Source organism: Actinomadura sp. NPDC048021, assembly GCF_040653135.1.
In the GTDB taxonomy this organism is placed as follows: Bacteria; Actinomycetota; Actinomycetes; order Streptosporangiales; family Streptosporangiaceae; genus Spirillospora; species Spirillospora verrucosospora.
In genome coordinates, this window is sequence record NZ_JBEZJQ010000050.1 from 16,097 (window position 1) to 30,260 (window position 14,164).

The window sequence follows — 14,164 nt, forward strand, 5'->3', positions numbered from 1 at the left end:
GGCCGGTCCGTGGCGTTGTTCGCGGTCTGTCGGCTGTGCGCCGGGTGACCGGGGCGCCTGGGTCTGGTCAGCGGACGAGGCGGAAGAACGCGCGGAGCTCCTCGACGAAGAGCCGGGGTTGCTCGAACGCCGCGAAGTGACCGCCCTTCTCGGGCTCGTTCCAGTGCCGGATGTCGGTGAAACGCTTCTCGGCCCACCGCCGGGAGGGGCGGGGGTTCTCCTTCGGGAACACCGAGCACCCGGTCGGCACGGTCACCAGGTCCGTCGCGCCGGCGGTGAAGACCCGCTGCACCTGCCTGAAGCTCTCCCAGTAGAGACGGGCGGCGGACGCCCCGGTCCCGGGCAGCCAGTAGAACATGAGGTTGTCGAGCAGTTCGTCGCGGGTGAGCGCGTTCTCCGGGTGGCCGTCGCAGTCGGTCCAGAAGCGGAACTTCTCGATGATCCAGGCGCACAGCAGCGCCGGGGAGTCGACGAGCCCGTAGCCGACGGTCTGCGGCCGGGTGGACTGTTCCAGCGAGTAGCCGTCCTCCCGGCGCTGGGCCTCCTCCAGCGAGGCCAGGGCGGCCCGCTCCCCGGCGGTGAGGTCGTCGAACGTCGCCGGGTCCGGGGCCGCGAGGGGCGGGGTGAGGTGGATGCCGGCCAGGTGCTCCGCATCCTGGCGGCCGATCAGTGTGGTGATGGTGGTGCCCCAGTCGGAGCCCTGCGCGCCGTACCGGTCGTAGCCGAGGCGAGCCATCAGGCGGATCCAGGCGGCGGCGATCCGCTCGACGCCCCAGCCGGGGTCGCCCGGCTTGTCGCTGAAGCCGTAGCCGGGCAGCGACGGGCAGACGACGTGGAACGCGTCGCGGGCGTCGCCGCCGTGGGCCGCCGGGTCGGTGAGCGGTCCGATCACCTTGAGGAACTCCACGACCGAGCCCGGCCAGCCGTGGGTGAGGACGAGCGGCAGCGCGTCCTCGTGCGGCGAGCGGACGTGGAGGAAGTGGATCCCGAGCCCGTCGACGGAGGTCCGGAACTGCGGCAACGCGTTGAGGCGCGCCTCGGTGGCCCGCCAGTCGTACTCCTCGGCCCAGTACCGGCACAGTTCGCGCAGATAGTCCAGGGGCACGCCCTGTGACCAGTCGTCGACCGTCTCCTCATCCGGCCACCGCGTGCGGTTCAACCGTTCCCGCAGGTCGTCGAGTACGGACTCGGGGACGTCGAGATGGAAGGGGATCACATCGTCGGCCATGCCGCCCTCCTCGTCGGAGTGTGGGGGGTGAGCGCGGGTGGTGTGCATCGGTGGTGTGAATGGCCGGGGGGCGTCGCGTTCGGCGTGCGCGTTGTCGTGCCGGTCATCCTTCGGCGAGGAGGAGCGCCTGCTGGGGCGCGAGCCGGACGCGGCCGGCCCTGGGCCGGTCGAGCGTGACGGAGGGGTCGTCGGTGTCGAACACCGCCGGCGCGGGCAGGTCGACATCGGCCACGGGGGTGTCGCGCAGGTTCACCACGGCCCAGAGCGCTCCCCTGCGGTAGGCGGTCACCGGTGCGGCGAGCACGGCCCTGGTCACCTCGTCGGTGGCGGCCAGCCGGCGGGTGAGCCGGCGTCGGGTGGCCAGCAGCCGGCCCACGGTGTTCAGGTGGGATGCCGGGTCGTCTCGCTGCCTCGCCACGGTGTCGCCGTCATCGCGTGCGCCGTCGGGCAGCCACGGACGCCCCGTGGTGAATCCCAGTCCCGGACCCGGCCGCCACGGCATGGGGGTGCGCGCGGCGTCGCGGCTCTCCTCCGGCTGGGCGGCGCCCAGCGGGTCGGCGCCGAGGCCGGGCGGGACCCGCCCGTCGCCCAGGCCGAGTTCCTCGCCCTGGTAGAGCCAGAAGGTTCCGGGCAGCAGCGCCATCAGGACGTGGAGCGCGAGTGACCGGCGCCGACCGCGGAGCCCGTCCCCGAACCGGGTGGCGGCGCGGGAGCGGTCGTGGTTGCCCTGGACCCACGAGAGTCGCGGCGACGCCGCCACGGCGGCCTCGATCATGGTGTCGATCCGGTCGGCGTCCCAGCCGGTCTCGACCAGCCCGAACCAGAACGACGAGTGCAGCCGCTCGCCCTCGACGAAACGGGCCAGCGCCCGCGGGTCGAGTTCGTAGACTTCGCCGACGAGGAGAGCGTCGTGCCGGTCGGCGATGCGCCGCCACCGCTCGTGGACGGCGTGCACATCGGGCTGGTGGATGTCATGACGGTGCTCCTGGCGGCGCCAGTCCATCGTCACGCCCCGCGCCGGGAGGAGCCGGCCGGCGGGAAGCGGCGGATTGTCCCGCAGCTCCGCGTCCTTGACGAGGTAGGCGGCCGTGTCGACGCGGAAGCCGTCCAGTCCCCGCGCGAGCCAGTACTCGATGATCGCGTCGACCTCGGCCGCGAGCGCGGGGTCGCGCCAGTTGAGGTCGGGCTGTTCAGGGCGGAACAGGTGCAGGTAGTACTGACCGGTCGCCGGGCTGAACGTCCACGCCGGCCCGCCGAAATGGGACGGCCAGTTGTTGGGCGGGCCGCCGCCGGGGGCCGGGTCCCGCCAGATGTAGTAATCGCGGTGCGGGTCCGTCCGCGAAGAGGAGGCGGCGGCGAACCAGGGGTGGGCGTCGCTGGTGTGGTTGACGACCAGGTCGCCGATCACCCGCATGCCGTGGCGGTGCGCCTCCGCCAGCAGCACGTCCAGCGCGGCCTCCCCACCGAACAGGGGATCGACGGCCCGGTAGTCGGCGACGTCGTATCCGTGGTCGCGCATCGGCGAGCGGAAGAAGGGGGTCAGCCACACCACGTCCACCCCGAGGCGCGCCAGGTGGTCCAGGTGCGCGCTCGCCCCCGTCAGGTCGCCCCAGCCGTCGTCGTCGCCGTCCGCGAACGACGGAAGGTACACCTGGTAGCCGACGGCGTCGCGCCACCACGGCCGGAGCCGCGACCGCTCCAGCAGATCGGCCAGCCGCCCCAGGTCGGGCAGGGACAGCCCGCCAGGCAGCCCCCGCAGCGCCGCGGTCGGCATGCCCGCCGCCCGGCCGGCGGCCAGGCCCGGCTCGGAGTCCTCCACCACGAGGCAGGCGGCCGGAGGGATCCCCAGGCGGGCCGCGGCCTCCAGGTAGCCCTCGGGGTCGGGTTTGCCCACCGCCACGTCGTCGATGGTGAGGAGGAGGGGCGGATCGATCCCCGCCGCCTGCAGGCGTGCCTCGGCCAGCCTCCCGTCGGCGCTGGTCACCACGGCCCACGGCAGTCCGAGCCGGCCGAGCGCGGCGATCAGGTCATGCGCGCCGGGCGTCGCGGTGACCTCCGCCAGGTCCTCGTGCTGCAGGGCGTGCTGCCGCTGCGCCGCCGCGGCGGCGCCGTCCTCGCCGAGGCCGGGGAGCAGCCGCCGAACCGTATGTGCCGCCGGGCTCCCGTGGGCGATGGCGAGCACCGCGCCGGGGTCGACGCCGTGCTCCGCGGCCCAGATCGACCAGGCGCGCTCGACCGAGGCGTCGGAGTCGACGAGAGTGCCGTCCATGTCCAGCAGGACCGCTTCGATCGCTGCGAGATCGATCCGTTGCCGCCGCACGAGGCCCTCCTCGATTAAACTCGTGGAGCGAGCATAAAGCCCTCGAGGGCGGCCCTGGCAAGAGCCTGAACGCGCTCGCTACTCTTTGAGGTCGAGCGGTGGCTCAATGGAAGTGCTCGGGGCCGCGTTCGGGTGTTGTGCGGCCCGGTGGGCCCGGTCGGCGGGTGGGGTCGCGGTTGAACAGCTGCATCGACCAGAGGAAGCCGACCAGGGTGATGCCCACCGACCAGGAGGTGGTCTGGCAGCCGCTGTCGCCACGGGTGGTCAGGGGCCCGAGCGCCCGTCTCGGCTCACCCGTTGCAGAGCTCCGCCGGTACCGGCCGGGCGCTACTTCCCGGCCGGGCCGGGTTCCCCGCTCCTGGATTCCTGGTAGATCTCCGCGTAGGTGGGAGAGTCCTTGATCAGGTCGTCGCAGAACGCGGCGACGTCGTCGCCGGTGAGTTCCAGGACTCCCCTGCCCGCGGCGGCGCCCTCCTCGAAGAAGTCGACGATCCCCGGGAGCAGAGGCCCGTCGGGCAGGTCCACCGGCCCGACCTTGAACAGGTACCTCTGCATCTCCTTGTAGACGATCCGATAGTCCGGCGGGAGCGCCTTGACCCGCGCCATGTGCGCCCGCCACTGCCGCTTGCCCTCGATGACGTCCTGAATGCCCACGTCAGCCTCCCAGCCGGCTCAGTTTCCTCGCGACGTTCCTGTTCAGCTGCTCGCGCCACCGGTCGCGGTAGGTGCGGGCGCCCTCTCCGCCGGCCAGCGCCGCGCAGAAGCCTCGGACGTCGTCGCCGAGCACCTCCTGGACGCTCTGCCCGTCCGCCGAGGTTTCCTCCAGCAGCCCCAGGGCGGCGTCGAGGATCGGCATCAGGTTGCGGCCGGTGAAGTCCGAGTGGGGGGAGAGGTGCGCCTTGATCTGTTCCCATGCCGCCCGGTGGTCCTCCGGCAGGGCCGCGGCCCTGACTTCGAACGCTTTCCATTCTCTGGTGAGATCACTGCCTGTGACGGTCTCCCAGAAACTCATCTCCCGCCCTCCTTGAGGCTGTCGATGCGTGATGAGACGTACTGCCATTTCGCCCAGAACTTCGCGAGTTCCTCGCGTCCGGCGTCGTTGAGCGCATAGAACTTGCGCGGCGGACCGACCCCGGAGGGTCGTTTCGTCACCTGGACGAGCCCGTTCCTCTCCAGCCGCAGCAGGATGGTGTAGACCGTCCCTTCGACGACGTCGGTGAAGCCGAGATCGTTCAGCCGGCGCGTGATGGCGTACCCGTAGGTCTCCTCGCCCCCGATGATCTCCAGCACGCAGCCTTCGAGCGTGCCCTTCAACATCTCCGTCAGGTCGTCCATCGCCGGCCTTCGATCTCCAGGTACCTTGTAGTACTGAGTACCACTATACAGTACCACTTAGTAGTGGCGCGGGGGTGCCCATCCCGGCAGGGCCGCCCTTCCGGCGACTTCGGGGACGGGCGCCGATGAGTTCGCCGCCGCCCCGCCGTCTACCTTTCGAGGGCGGTTTCACGAGGGAGGACGACGATGAGCGACCGCGAACCCGTCGAGGCGCGCGACCTCGACATCTACGGGGCCGGAGAGCTGGCGTGGGACGGCGTGCGCGACGCGCTGAAGGCGGCGCTGCCGAAGCCCGAGACGCCGGTGTTCCTCGGCACGGCCGGCCCGGACGGGCGCCCGCACTCGGCGGGCGTCGGCGCGCTGTGGCACGACGGTGACCTGTACGTCGTCAGCGGGCCCGGCACGCGCAAGTCGCGGAACCTGGCGGCGAACCCGGCGTGCACGGTCTCGGTCCGCACGCCGGTCGGGGACGTGGTGCTGGAGGGCGAGGCCCGGCGCGTCACCGACCCGGAGGTCCTGGAGGCGGTCGCGGCCGGGTACCGGGACGGCGGGTGGCCGGCGCGGGTGGAGGGCGAGGCGTTCACCGCGCCCTACAGCGCGCAGAGCGCGGGGCCGCCGCCGTGGTGGGTCTACCGGATCACCTTCCACACGGTGTTCGCGGTGGGGACGGTGGAGCCCTACGGCGCGATGCGGTGGAAGTTCGCGCGCTGAGCGGTGCGCGCGGCGCGGGCGGTCAGCCGCTCAGCAGGGCGAACAGGCCGGCGCAGGTGAGCGCGACCATGACGGCGGCGATGGGCAGCTGCCCGCGCGTGGCCGGGCCGGGGCCGCGCAGGGCGAGGTCGTGCGCGGCGATCGTCCCGGCGATGTGGCCGAGGACGATGGCGTTGACCTGGACCTGCGCGACGAGGGTGGGTCCGGCGAGGTCGTAGTCGACGCGGTTGCCGGTGGAGCCGAGCAGGTCCAGTCCCGTCCCGAAGGGGTCGCTGGCGAGGATGAACGTGGTCTGGCCCTCCAGGACGAAGAACGAGAAGTAGTGGGCGAGGGTGTAGCCGAGGGCGATCGGCAGCAGGGTCGCGGCGAACCGGGCGGGCCCGGACCGGTCGTGCGGGAGGGCCGGGTCCTGGCGGGTCAACCGTGCGCTGAGCCGCAGCGCCGCCACGTACAGCAGCGCGACGGCGCCGACGGCGGCGGCCAGGCCGAGGGTTCCGGCGCGGACGCTCGCGGGGTCGACGTTGTCGCGCCAGTAGGTGGTGCGGGTGACGCCGTCGAATCCGGTCGAGCCGATCAGCACGCAGGCGGTCGCGGTCAGTCCGGGTTCGGGGTCGCCCTTCATCAGGCCGGTGAGCGGGGTGCGCAGGACGAGGGCGCCGTCGCCGCGCCGCCCGACGGGGCACAGGCGGGCCAGCAGGCTGGAGTAGGCCTCGAACCCGTCCGCGCGGGTGAACCAGTCGCGGCCGAACCACCAGGCGGGGGCCAGGTTGGCGGCGGCGTAGGCGAGGATGAGGGCGCCGACCAGGCGCGGGTCGGAGCGGTGCGGGGCGACGAGTTCCAGCCAGACGAATCCGGTGAGCCACGCGGCGGCGGGCCAGTAGCCGAGCCGGGCGGGCAGGGGGCGCCGCCCCGCCGCCGGGGTGCGGGTGGCGCGGCAGAGCGCGGAGTGCAGAGTCCGCAGCGGGTTGACGCGGCGCCACACGGGTCCGAGCAGGACGCTGGCGGGCACCAGGCCCACCCAGAACGTCACGAACAGTGCCCACGGGGCGAGGTTGCGGGCGTCGGAGGCGGGTCCGGCGAACGCGACGGCGACGACCAGGGCGGACGCGGCCAGTGCGAGGGCGCGCCCGGCCGCGGTGAGGGCGGGCGCGTCCAGCGCGCGGGCGAGGGCGGGGGGCAGCGGGCGCCCGGCGTCGGGGTGGAGGCGGGGCCGTTTCCACGCGGCGGTGAGGGCGAGGAAGGTGGCCGCGACGGCCAGGCCGCCGCCGGTGATGGCGGCGACGGCGTCCAGCGGCAGGTCGGTGCGGCCGCCGAGCCCGTGGGCGAGCACGTGCACGGGTCACCTGACCTGGAGTTCGAGGACGCGGGCGCCGGAGTGGTGCAGTTCGGCCTCGAACACGCCGGGGGTGTCGGCGGTGAAGCGCAGGACGGCCGTCGCTCCGGGGCGCAGCAGAAGCTCGCGGTCGTAGCCGTGCAGGTGGAACTCGTCGGCGGTGTCGCCGGTGACGGTGATCTCGACGGCGGCGCCGCGGGGGACCTTCACGCGGCGCTGCGCGGTGCGGGGCTTCCCGCCGGTCACGGTCACGGCGATCCGGACGGCCGGCCGCCCGGACGCGGCCGGGGCGCCGCCCGTCGCGGCGGGCGGCGTACCGGTCCGCGCGCCTGACGGCGGTGACGCGGGCTCTCCGCAGGCGGCCACCGCCGTCAGCGCGGCCGTGGCCGTGACCAGCACCGCGGTCGCTCTCGCTCGTGTCCGCCGCATGTCTCCCCTTTCGTTCCGGTGTCGCACACCACAAAGTGTGACACTAGACAATGACACATTGGAAAGTGGCATACTCCGCTTGGGAGTTCGCCCCGATCAGTACGGGGCCGTCCTGGTTCGCGCGTCAAGGGAGCAGCGGTGGTGGAGCACGTGACGGGCATGAGCGCGACGATCGGCGGCGCGGGCGTCGCGGCGCGGCTCGCCGCGGCGCCGGCCAAACCGGCGGGCGGCGCGGCACTCGACCAGATCCTCATCGCCTCGACCGCCGCGGCCGCCCTGACGGCGGTGCTGCTGGTGCTCGGCTGGGGCCATCGCAGCGGCCGCGTCACCGTCCTGGCGCGGGCGGCGGACCTGGCGACCCGCGGCCCGGGCCGCGGCACCCCGGGGTGGGCGGCGCTGCCGATCCCGGTCGCGATGGTGTCGCTGCTGGTCGCGCTGCTCGGAATGTACTGGGACATCTCCCTGCACATCTCGCACGGCCGGGACGAGGGGCCGCTGGCCAACATCGCCCACTACCCCATCCTGATCGGGCTGTTCGGCATCTTCACCGCCGGGGTGCTGGCCGTCGTGCTGCCCAGGGGCGAGCGCCCCGGCGCGGCCTCGGTGCGGATCACCCGGGACTGGCACGCCCCCGCGGGCGGCGTGCTGCTGGCCGGCGCCGGCTTCTACGCGCTGCTGGGGTTCCCGCTCGACGACGTCTGGCACCGCATCTTCGGGCAGGACGTGACGCTGTGGGGGCCGACGCACCTGATGCTGATCGGCGGGGCGGGGCTGTCGCTGGTGGCGATGATGGTGCTGGAGCGGGAGGGCCGCCGCGCCTGCGGGGACGCCGGCCAGCCGCCGGGGCGGCTGCGGTACGTGCGGCGCTGCATGCACGCGGGCGGGCTGCTGATCGGGCTGTCGGTGTTCCAGGCCGAGTACGACTTCGGGGTGCCGCAGTTCCGGCTCGTCCACCAGCCGCTGCTGATCGCGCTGGCGGCGGGCTGCGCGCTGGTCGCGGCGCGGCTGTGGGCCGGGCGCGGCGGCGCGGTCTTCGCCGTGGTGTTCTACATGCTGGTGCGCGGCGGGGTGTCGGTCCTGGTCGGCGGCGTGATCGGGGAGCTGTGGGCGGCGGTGCCGCTGTACTTCGCCGAAGCGGTGTGCGTGGAGGTCGCGGCGCTGGCGCTGGCGCGGCGGCCGCTGGCGCTGGGCGCGGTGTCGGGCGTGCTGATCGGCACGGCCGGGTTCGGCGCCGAGTACGCCTACGGGCAGGTGGCGTTCCGGCTGCCGTGGACGCCGGACATCGTGGCCGAGGGCATGGCGATGGCCGTGGTGGGCGGTGTGGCGGGCGGGCTGTGCGGGGCGCTGCTGGCCGAGGGGCTGCACGGGCGGGCGCCGCGCCCGGCGGTGGCGCGCGGGCTCTTCGCGGCGGCGATCCTGGCGGTCGCGGCGGCGGTCGCCAACGGGCTGGTCGTCTCGGTCCCGCAGGGCAGAACGGCCACCGTCACCCTCACCGGCGTCCGCGGCGACGCCGCGCACCGCACCGCCGACGCGCGCGTCGAGTTCTCCCCCGCGGACGCCGTCGACGGCCCGGCCTGGGTGACGGTCACGGGCTGGCAGGGGCAGGGCCTGCACGTCGACCGCCTGGTCAGGGTGCGCGAGGGCGTCTACCGCACGAGCGAGCCGATGCCGCTGCACGGCGAGTGGAAGACGCTGGTGCGCGTCCACGACGGGCGGACGCTGGCGGGCGTCCCGGTCTACCTGCCCGACGACCCGGCGATCGGCGCGAAGGAGCTGCCCGCGCCGCCGCGCTTCACCCGGGACCTGCAGGGCGAGCGGACCATCCTGCAGCGGGAGCTGAAGACCGACGTGCCGGGCTGGCTGTGGGCGGCGTGCTCGGCGGTGGTGCTGCTGTGCACCCTGGCGCTGGTGCTGTCGCTCGGCTGGGGCGTGGCGCGGATCGCGCGGCGGCTGCCGGAGCGTCCCGGGCCCGCCGGGGCGGCCCGGGACGGGGCGGCCGCGAAGGCGGGCGCATGACGGCGCAGGGGGTGCTGGCGTCCCATCCGATCATCACGGCGGTGCCGTTCTTCGTGCCGACCTTCGTGGTGGTCGCGGTGATCGTCTTCGTGGTGTGGCGGGACCGCCGCCGCGGCGAGGACCCGCCGGACGACCCGCCGCCCTCCCCCTAGACTCTGCGCTCATGAGCGATCATCCTTCCTCCCTCCCGTACCTGGCCGAGCTGTTCTCGCTGGAAGGCAGGGTCGCGGTGGTGACGGGAGGCAGCTCGGGGATCGGCAGGGCGATCGCCGGGGCGCTCGCGCGGGCCGGGGCCTCGGTGGTGGTCGTGGCGCGGCGGGAGGCCGAGCTCGCGGCGACCGTCCGCGAGCTGGAGGGGCACGGCTGCCGGGCCGCGGCGGTGAGCGCCGACCTGGGGTCGCGTGAGGCGGTCGCCGACGCCGCCGAGGCCGCCGCGTCGGCGTTCGGCGAGCCCGACATCCTGGTCAACGCGGCGGGGGTGAACCTGCGGCCGCCGATGGACGAGCTCGGCGCCGACGTGTGGGACGCCACGATGGCGGTGAACCTGGAGGCGCCGTTCCTGCTGGGGCAGCGGTTCGGGCCGGGGATGGCCGAGCGCGGCTTCGGGCGGCTGATCCACATCGCCTCGCAGCAGGCGTTCCGGGCGTCGGTGACCAGCGGCGCCTACGGGGTGTCCAAGGCGGGGCTGGTGGCGCTGGCCCGGTCGCAGGCCGAGGCGTGGTCGAGCCGCGGCGTCACCGCCAACGCCCTGGTGCCGGGTTTCGTGATGACGCCGCTGAACGCGCGCCTGTCGTCGGACCCGGCGAAGGTGCGGGCGCTCGCCGAGCGGACCCTGGCCGGCCGCAACGGCCTGGCGGAGGACTTCGCCGGAGCCGCGGTGTTCCTGGCGTCGCCGTCCTCGGCCTACGTCACCGGCCAGTCGATCTTCGTGGACGGCGGCTTCTCCGCCCACTAGGCCCCCGCCCGGCGGGATCGAGGTGTGGCCTTCGGCCTTCGCCCGCGCACGGTCAAGACCAGCCCTGGTCGTCCAGGGCTGCTCCGGTGCGTCCGGAGCTCGGAACGAAAGACCGAAGGTCGTGATCATATGTGCAGGATCGAGAACACCGTGGACCGCCCGGCGGAGGACGGGAACGCCGTCGAGGCCCTTGGCGCGTTCGTCGCGTTCGTCGCCGCCGGGTGCCCCTGGGGCGCCTTCTTCGACATGGTGAACGGCGGCCTCGACGATCCCATCGGGGACGGTGCGCTGAAGGGCGCCATCGTCGGCGCCGGCTGCTTCGTCGCCATCGCCATCGTCGTCGCCGTCGCCGGTGCCGTACGGGACCGCAGGGCCGCGGCCAGACGCCGGAAACGGGATCGGCGGGCCCGCCAGGGCCCGGAAGCGTGAGCTCTGGCGACAGGCCCACTGATCTTCCAGCAGAACCCGGGGCGTAGCCCCGCAACAAGGAGCGGCCCCCTGGGGCCGCTCCTTCGTGTGAGCCATCGGATACCGGACTCCCGCGTCCACGCCGCCGATCAGAGCGGGGGCCGGGGCCGGGGGTTCGACTGCGGGTTGAGAGTTGTCGGCCGCCTGGCCCTGTTGAACGGGCCGCGAGCGGCGAGAAGTCTCCGGGACGCCTTCAACGGAACGCTGGAGGTCATGGATGTCGGAGACAGCACGACTCAGGTGACGGCGAGTGCCGTCGAGGCGCCCGGTGACGGGCGGGGACGCGTGTCCGGGCGGCGGTGGTGGACGCTGGCGGTGGTGAGCGCGGCGCAGCTGCTGGTGGTCCTGGACGGGACGATCGTGAACATCGCGCTGCCGTCGGCGCAGCACGCGCTCGGGATGTCGGACGGGAACCGGCAATGGGCGATCACCGCCTATGCGCTGGCCTTCGGTGGGCTGCTGCTCATCGGCGGCAGGGTCAGCGGCGTGCTCGGCCACCGGCGCGCCTTCCTCGTCGGGCTGGCGGGGTTCGCCGCGTCGTCCGCGCTGGGCGGCGCGGCGGTGAACCCGCTGATGCTGTTCGGGGCGCGGGCGCTGCAGGGCGTCTTCGCCGCCCTGCTCGCGCCGGCCGGGCTGTCGCTGCTGGCGACCACCTTCACCGAGGCACGCGAACGCGGCCGGGCGTTCGGGGTCTTCGCCGCGGTCGGCGCGGGTGGCTCGGCGATCGGCCTGATCGCCGGAGGCCTGCTGACCGAGTACGCCGGCTGGCGCTGGTGCCTGTACATCAACGCGCCGATCGCGCTGCTCGCCGCGCTCGGCGTCGCGCTGGTGCCCGCGGACCGGCCGATCCCGGAACGGGGGCGGCTGGACGTCGCCGGAGCGCTGCTCAGCCTCGCGGGATTCACCGCGGTGGTGTACGGGTTCAACCGGGCCGAACCGCTGGGGTGGGACTCGGCCGAGGTGCTGGCGCTCCTGGCCGGCGGGACGGCGCTGCTGGCGGCGTTCGCCGCCGTCGAGATCCGCGCGCCCCGGCCGCTGCTGCCGATGCGGGTCCTGCTGCACCGCGCCCGCGCCGCCGCGTTCTGCGCCATCACCCTGATGTTCGTGGCGATGTTCGGCTTCTACCTGTTCATGAGCTACTACACCCAGACGGTGCTGGGCTACTCACCGGTCCGGGCCGGACTGACCTTGATCATCAACGCGCTGGCCGCGCTGGCCGGGTCCGTGCTCGTCGCCGGGAGGCTCCACGGCCGCGTCCGGCCCGCGGCGGTGATCGTGCCGGGCCTGCTCACCGCAGCCGCCGGGATGCTGGTCCTGACCCGCCTGTCCGCGGCGGGCACGGACGTGTTCGCCTTCGCCCTGCTTCCCGCTCTCGTGCTCACCGGCCTCGGCCTGGGCTGCGTGATGCCCCCCGACCGCCGCCCTGGCCACCGAGGGCATGCGCGGCCACGACATCGGGGCGGCGTCGGCCGCCTACAACGCCGCCCAGCAGCTCGGAGCGGCCCTGGGCACCGCGCTGCTGAACACCCTGGCCGCCGGCGCGACCGCGGCCTACCTGGCCTCCCACCCGCACCCGCGCCCGGACGCGGCCGTGGTGCACGGCTACACGACCGCGCTGACGGTGGCGTGCGTCATCCTGCTGGCGGCCGCGTGCCTCACCCTCGCGCTGTTCATCCTGCGGCGCGCGCGGCCGCGCGCGCCGCGCACCGGGGTGCGGGGCTAGGGCCACAGGCCGGTGGCGTGGACGGCGGCGGCGGGGTCGGCGGCGTGCACGATACCGCCGACCGGCCGTCCGTCCTCGTCGTGGACGCGCCAGCCGCCGAGCTGGACGACGGGGATGCGCCCGGCCCGCATGGCCAGGGCGATCTCCGACAGGGTCCCCCAGGATCCGCCGACGGCGATGACGGCGTCGGCGGCGTTGACGATGACGTTGTTGCGGGCCTGGCCGAGGCCGGTGGGGACGGCGACGGTGAGGTCGGGCCCGGCGGCGGCGCGGTCGGCGGCGGGCAGGATCCCCACCACGACGCCGCCGGCGCTGCGGGCGCCCGCGGCCGCGGCGGCCATCACGCCGCCGTGCCCGCCGCACACGACCACGGCGCCGCGCCCGGCGAGGATCCGGCCGGTCTCGTAGGCGTGGTCCCACTGCAGCTCGGTGCACTCGCCCGGCCCGCACACCGCCACCTGCACGGCCATCGCGGCCCTACCCGGCGCCGTGCCGGGCGGCGATCTCGTCGATCGTCGCGGCGAGGTCGAAGTCCTTGCCGGTGAGGCCGCCGGCGCTGTGGGTGGTCAGGGCGAAGGTCAGGGTGCGCCAGCGGATGTCGATGTCGGGGTGGTGGTCGGCGTCCTCGGCGGCGCGGGCGACGTCGGCGACCACCTCGATCCCGGCGGGGAAGGACGGGGCGGTGACCTGCCTGCGGATCTGGTCGCCGTCGCGGCTCCAGGCGGGCAGGCCGCGCAGGCGGTCGGCGACTTCGTCGGCGTCGAGCGTGTCGGCCATCGGGTCACTCCCTGTTCGCTGGTGCCGTTCTCCTTCCTCCCTTCCCCGCGCGGGACGACCGGTCACCCCGCGCCGGGGGTCAGGTCGTACAGGACGGCGCCGCCGACGGTGGCGGGGGTGTAGTGCGCGGCGACCCATGCGCTGATCTGCTGGGCGGCGTCGCTGCCACCACTGGCACTGCCGGCGCCGCGGGCCGTGGCGCCTCCCGGGCCGCGGTTCTGGCCGCGGTCGCCGCCGACGAAGTAGTGGATCTTTCCTTGGCGGGCGAGGCGCTGGAACTCGGCGAGGGTGGGGGCGGGGTCGGTGCCGTTGAATCCGCCGACGGCCATCACGGGCCGGCCGGTGGCGAGCTGGTAGCCGGCGGCGGTGTTGGATCCGACGGCGGCGGCGACCCAGGTGTAGGAGGCGGCGCCGGCGTTGAGAGCGGCGGTGACGGCGGCGCCGGGGGTCCCGGCGTTCAGGAGCCCGCCCGGTCCCCCGCCCGGACCCGCGCCTCCCGGCCCTCCGCCGCCTCTGGGGCCCGCGGGTCCGCCGGGCAGGCGTCCGGCGGCGCCGGGCCCCTGGGGCGGGGGCGCGCCGGGGCCACGGGCCCAGCCGCCGGGCCCGGCGCGTCCGGGACGCCGGCCCGGGCCGCCGCGTCCGGGACCGGTGGCGGCGGCGGGGCCGGCGGTGACGATGGCGCCGGTGTGCGGGGTGCGGACGGTCTCGGCGGCGTAGGCGGCGGGCCCGGCGAGGCAGGCCAGGACCGCCAGGGCGGCGACCGCGGCGAGGGCGGGGGTGATGGTGTCGCCGTCAACCAGCACGAGGATCTCCGACCGCGCCGCGGCGACGCCCGCGTTGAGCGCGCTCGGCTTGCCCCCGTTCGGCTT

General features: G+C 74.6%; 16 protein-coding genes and 2 pseudogenes. 7 read left to right on the forward strand and 11 right to left on the reverse strand.

What is annotated here, in order from left to right:
* Positions 1-67: 67 nt before the first annotated feature.
* The 5 genes from AB0C87_RS42255 to AB0C87_RS42275 form a co-directional block, all read right to left on the reverse strand.
* Entirely contained in the window at positions 68-1,228 is a 1,161-nt protein-coding gene (locus AB0C87_RS42255; protein WP_360356201.1) for an epoxide hydrolase family protein, read from the reverse strand.
* Between the two features lie 103 nt (positions 1,229-1,331).
* A complete protein-coding gene (locus AB0C87_RS42260; protein ID WP_360582204.1) occupies positions 1,332-3,548 on the reverse strand; it encodes an HAD-IA family hydrolase in 2,217 nt (738 codons plus the stop codon).
* Between the two features lie 327 nt (positions 3,549-3,875).
* Positions 3,876-4,202: a DUF1048 domain-containing protein gene (locus AB0C87_RS42265; RefSeq protein ID WP_345186922.1), complete on the reverse strand. Its 327-nt coding sequence runs from the start codon at positions 4,200-4,202 to the stop codon at positions 3,876-3,878.
* 1 nt (position 4,203) lies between these two features.
* Complete coding sequence (locus AB0C87_RS42270) at positions 4,204-4,560, reverse strand: DUF1048 domain-containing protein (RefSeq protein ID WP_353834893.1); 357 nt, start codon at positions 4,558-4,560, stop codon at positions 4,204-4,206.
* Positions 4,557-4,883, reverse strand: coding sequence for a PadR family transcriptional regulator (locus tag AB0C87_RS42275; RefSeq protein WP_360356210.1), 327 nt, complete (start codon positions 4,881-4,883; stop codon positions 4,557-4,559). Before AB0C87_RS42275 ends, AB0C87_RS42270 begins: the two co-directional genes overlap by 4 nt.
* Before the next feature lie 186 nt (positions 4,884-5,069).
* Between AB0C87_RS42275 and AB0C87_RS42280 the strand changes: the two genes are divergently transcribed.
* On the forward strand, positions 5,070-5,594 hold the full coding sequence (locus AB0C87_RS42280; RefSeq protein ID WP_345186929.1) for a pyridoxamine 5'-phosphate oxidase family protein: 525 nt from the start codon (positions 5,070-5,072) through the stop codon (positions 5,592-5,594).
* A 22-nt stretch (positions 5,595-5,616) separates the two neighbouring features.
* Here AB0C87_RS42280 and AB0C87_RS42285 read toward each other — a convergent pair whose 3' ends face one another.
* Together AB0C87_RS42285 and AB0C87_RS42290 are read right to left on the reverse strand one after the other, a co-directional pair.
* Positions 5,617-6,930 (reverse strand): hypothetical protein, encoded by a 1,314-nt coding sequence (locus tag AB0C87_RS42285; RefSeq protein WP_353834891.1) that lies wholly within the window; start codon positions 6,928-6,930, stop codon positions 5,617-5,619.
* A gap of 3 nt (positions 6,931-6,933) precedes the next feature.
* Positions 6,934-7,356 (reverse strand): hypothetical protein, encoded by a 423-nt coding sequence (locus AB0C87_RS42290; protein ID WP_353834890.1) that lies wholly within the window; start codon positions 7,354-7,356, stop codon positions 6,934-6,936.
* Positions 7,357-7,497: 141 nt separating this feature from the next.
* Here AB0C87_RS42290 and AB0C87_RS42295 point away from each other — a divergent pair, with 141 nt between their 5' ends.
* The 4 genes from AB0C87_RS42295 to AB0C87_RS42310 all read left to right on the forward strand — a co-directional run bounded on the left by AB0C87_RS42295 (position 7,498) and on the right by AB0C87_RS42310 (position 10,756).
* The gene (locus AB0C87_RS42295) at positions 7,498-9,372 is read left to right on the forward strand and encodes a hypothetical protein (RefSeq protein WP_360582208.1); all 1,875 of its coding nucleotides are present in this window, start codon (positions 7,498-7,500) and stop codon (positions 9,370-9,372) included.
* On the forward strand, positions 9,369-9,524 hold the full coding sequence (locus tag AB0C87_RS42300; protein WP_345186938.1) for a hypothetical protein: 156 nt from the start codon (positions 9,369-9,371) through the stop codon (positions 9,522-9,524). The genes AB0C87_RS42295 and AB0C87_RS42300 overlap by 4 nt, the downstream gene beginning before the upstream one ends.
* 11 nt (positions 9,525-9,535) lie before the next feature.
* Entirely contained in the window at positions 9,536-10,327 is a 792-nt protein-coding gene (locus AB0C87_RS42305; protein ID WP_345186941.1) for an SDR family oxidoreductase, read from the forward strand.
* A 129-nt stretch (positions 10,328-10,456) separates the two neighbouring features.
* Entirely contained in the window at positions 10,457-10,756 is a 300-nt protein-coding gene (locus tag AB0C87_RS42310) for a hypothetical protein (RefSeq protein WP_360582210.1), read from the forward strand.
* Between the two features lie 275 nt (positions 10,757-11,031).
* Here the strand turns inward: AB0C87_RS42310 and AB0C87_RS42315 are convergent, their stop codons facing one another.
* On the reverse strand, positions 11,032-11,226 hold the full coding sequence (locus AB0C87_RS42315) for a hypothetical protein (protein WP_360582212.1): 195 nt from the start codon (positions 11,224-11,226) through the stop codon (positions 11,032-11,034).
* On the opposite strand from AB0C87_RS42315, the pseudogene AB0C87_RS42320 reads away from it, so the two are divergent.
* Together AB0C87_RS42320 and AB0C87_RS42325 are read left to right on the forward strand one after the other, a co-directional pair.
* Positions 11,156-12,148, forward strand: a pseudogene (locus AB0C87_RS42320) (MFS transporter); the annotation flags it as partial. The gene AB0C87_RS42315 and the pseudogene AB0C87_RS42320 overlap by 71 nt on opposite strands.
* A gap of 85 nt (positions 12,149-12,233) precedes the next feature.
* Positions 12,234-12,518 (forward strand): hypothetical protein, encoded by a 285-nt coding sequence (locus tag AB0C87_RS42325; protein ID WP_360582214.1) that lies wholly within the window; start codon positions 12,234-12,236, stop codon positions 12,516-12,518.
* On the opposite strand, the gene AB0C87_RS42330 is transcribed toward AB0C87_RS42325, so the two are convergent.
* The 3 genes and pseudogenes from AB0C87_RS42330 to AB0C87_RS42340 form a co-directional block, all read right to left on the reverse strand.
* Complete coding sequence (locus tag AB0C87_RS42330; protein ID WP_353834886.1) at positions 12,515-12,988, reverse strand: TIGR00725 family protein; 474 nt, start codon at positions 12,986-12,988, stop codon at positions 12,515-12,517. The genes AB0C87_RS42325 and AB0C87_RS42330 overlap by 4 nt on opposite strands.
* Positions 12,989-12,995: 7 nt before the next feature.
* Positions 12,996-13,295 carry a 4a-hydroxytetrahydrobiopterin dehydratase gene (locus tag AB0C87_RS42335; protein ID WP_345186951.1) on the reverse strand — a complete coding sequence of 100 codons (300 nt, stop codon included), beginning with the start codon at positions 13,293-13,295 and terminating at the stop codon, positions 12,996-12,998.
* A 62-nt stretch (positions 13,296-13,357) separates the two neighbouring features.
* Positions 13,358-14,164 (reverse strand): annotated as a pseudogene (locus AB0C87_RS42340) (hypothetical protein); the annotation flags it as partial.

What these genes read in the sequence shown, in the direction of transcription:
- AB0C87_RS42255 (WP_360356201.1), bottom strand. Translation starts at nt 1,228, where the DNA reads ATGGCCGACGATGTGATCCCCTTCCATCTCGACGTCCCCGAGTCCGTA.
- AB0C87_RS42325 (WP_360582214.1), top strand. Translation starts at nt 12,234, where the DNA reads ATGCGCGGCCACGACATCGGGGCGGCGTCGGCCGCCTACAACGCCGCC.
- AB0C87_RS42290 (WP_353834890.1), bottom strand. Translation starts at nt 7,356, where the DNA reads ATGCGGCGGACACGAGCGAGAGCGACCGCGGTGCTGGTCACGGCCACG.
- AB0C87_RS42270 (WP_353834893.1), bottom strand. Translation starts at nt 4,560, where the DNA reads ATGAGTTTCTGGGAGACCGTCACAGGCAGTGATCTCACCAGAGAATGG.
- AB0C87_RS42275 (WP_360356210.1), bottom strand. Translation starts at nt 4,883, where the DNA reads ATGGACGACCTGACGGAGATGTTGAAGGGCACGCTCGAAGGCTGCGTG.
- AB0C87_RS42335 (WP_345186951.1), bottom strand. Translation starts at nt 13,295, where the DNA reads ATGGCCGACACGCTCGACGCCGACGAAGTCGCCGACCGCCTGCGCGGC.
- AB0C87_RS42305 (WP_345186941.1), top strand. Translation starts at nt 9,536, where the DNA reads ATGAGCGATCATCCTTCCTCCCTCCCGTACCTGGCCGAGCTGTTCTCG.
- AB0C87_RS42330 (WP_353834886.1), bottom strand. Translation starts at nt 12,988, where the DNA reads ATGGCCGTGCAGGTGGCGGTGTGCGGGCCGGGCGAGTGCACCGAGCTG.
- AB0C87_RS42300 (WP_345186938.1), top strand. Translation starts at nt 9,369, where the DNA reads ATGACGGCGCAGGGGGTGCTGGCGTCCCATCCGATCATCACGGCGGTG.
- AB0C87_RS42310 (WP_360582210.1), top strand. Translation starts at nt 10,457, where the DNA reads ATGTGCAGGATCGAGAACACCGTGGACCGCCCGGCGGAGGACGGGAAC.
- AB0C87_RS42280 (WP_345186929.1), top strand. Translation starts at nt 5,070, where the DNA reads ATGAGCGACCGCGAACCCGTCGAGGCGCGCGACCTCGACATCTACGGG.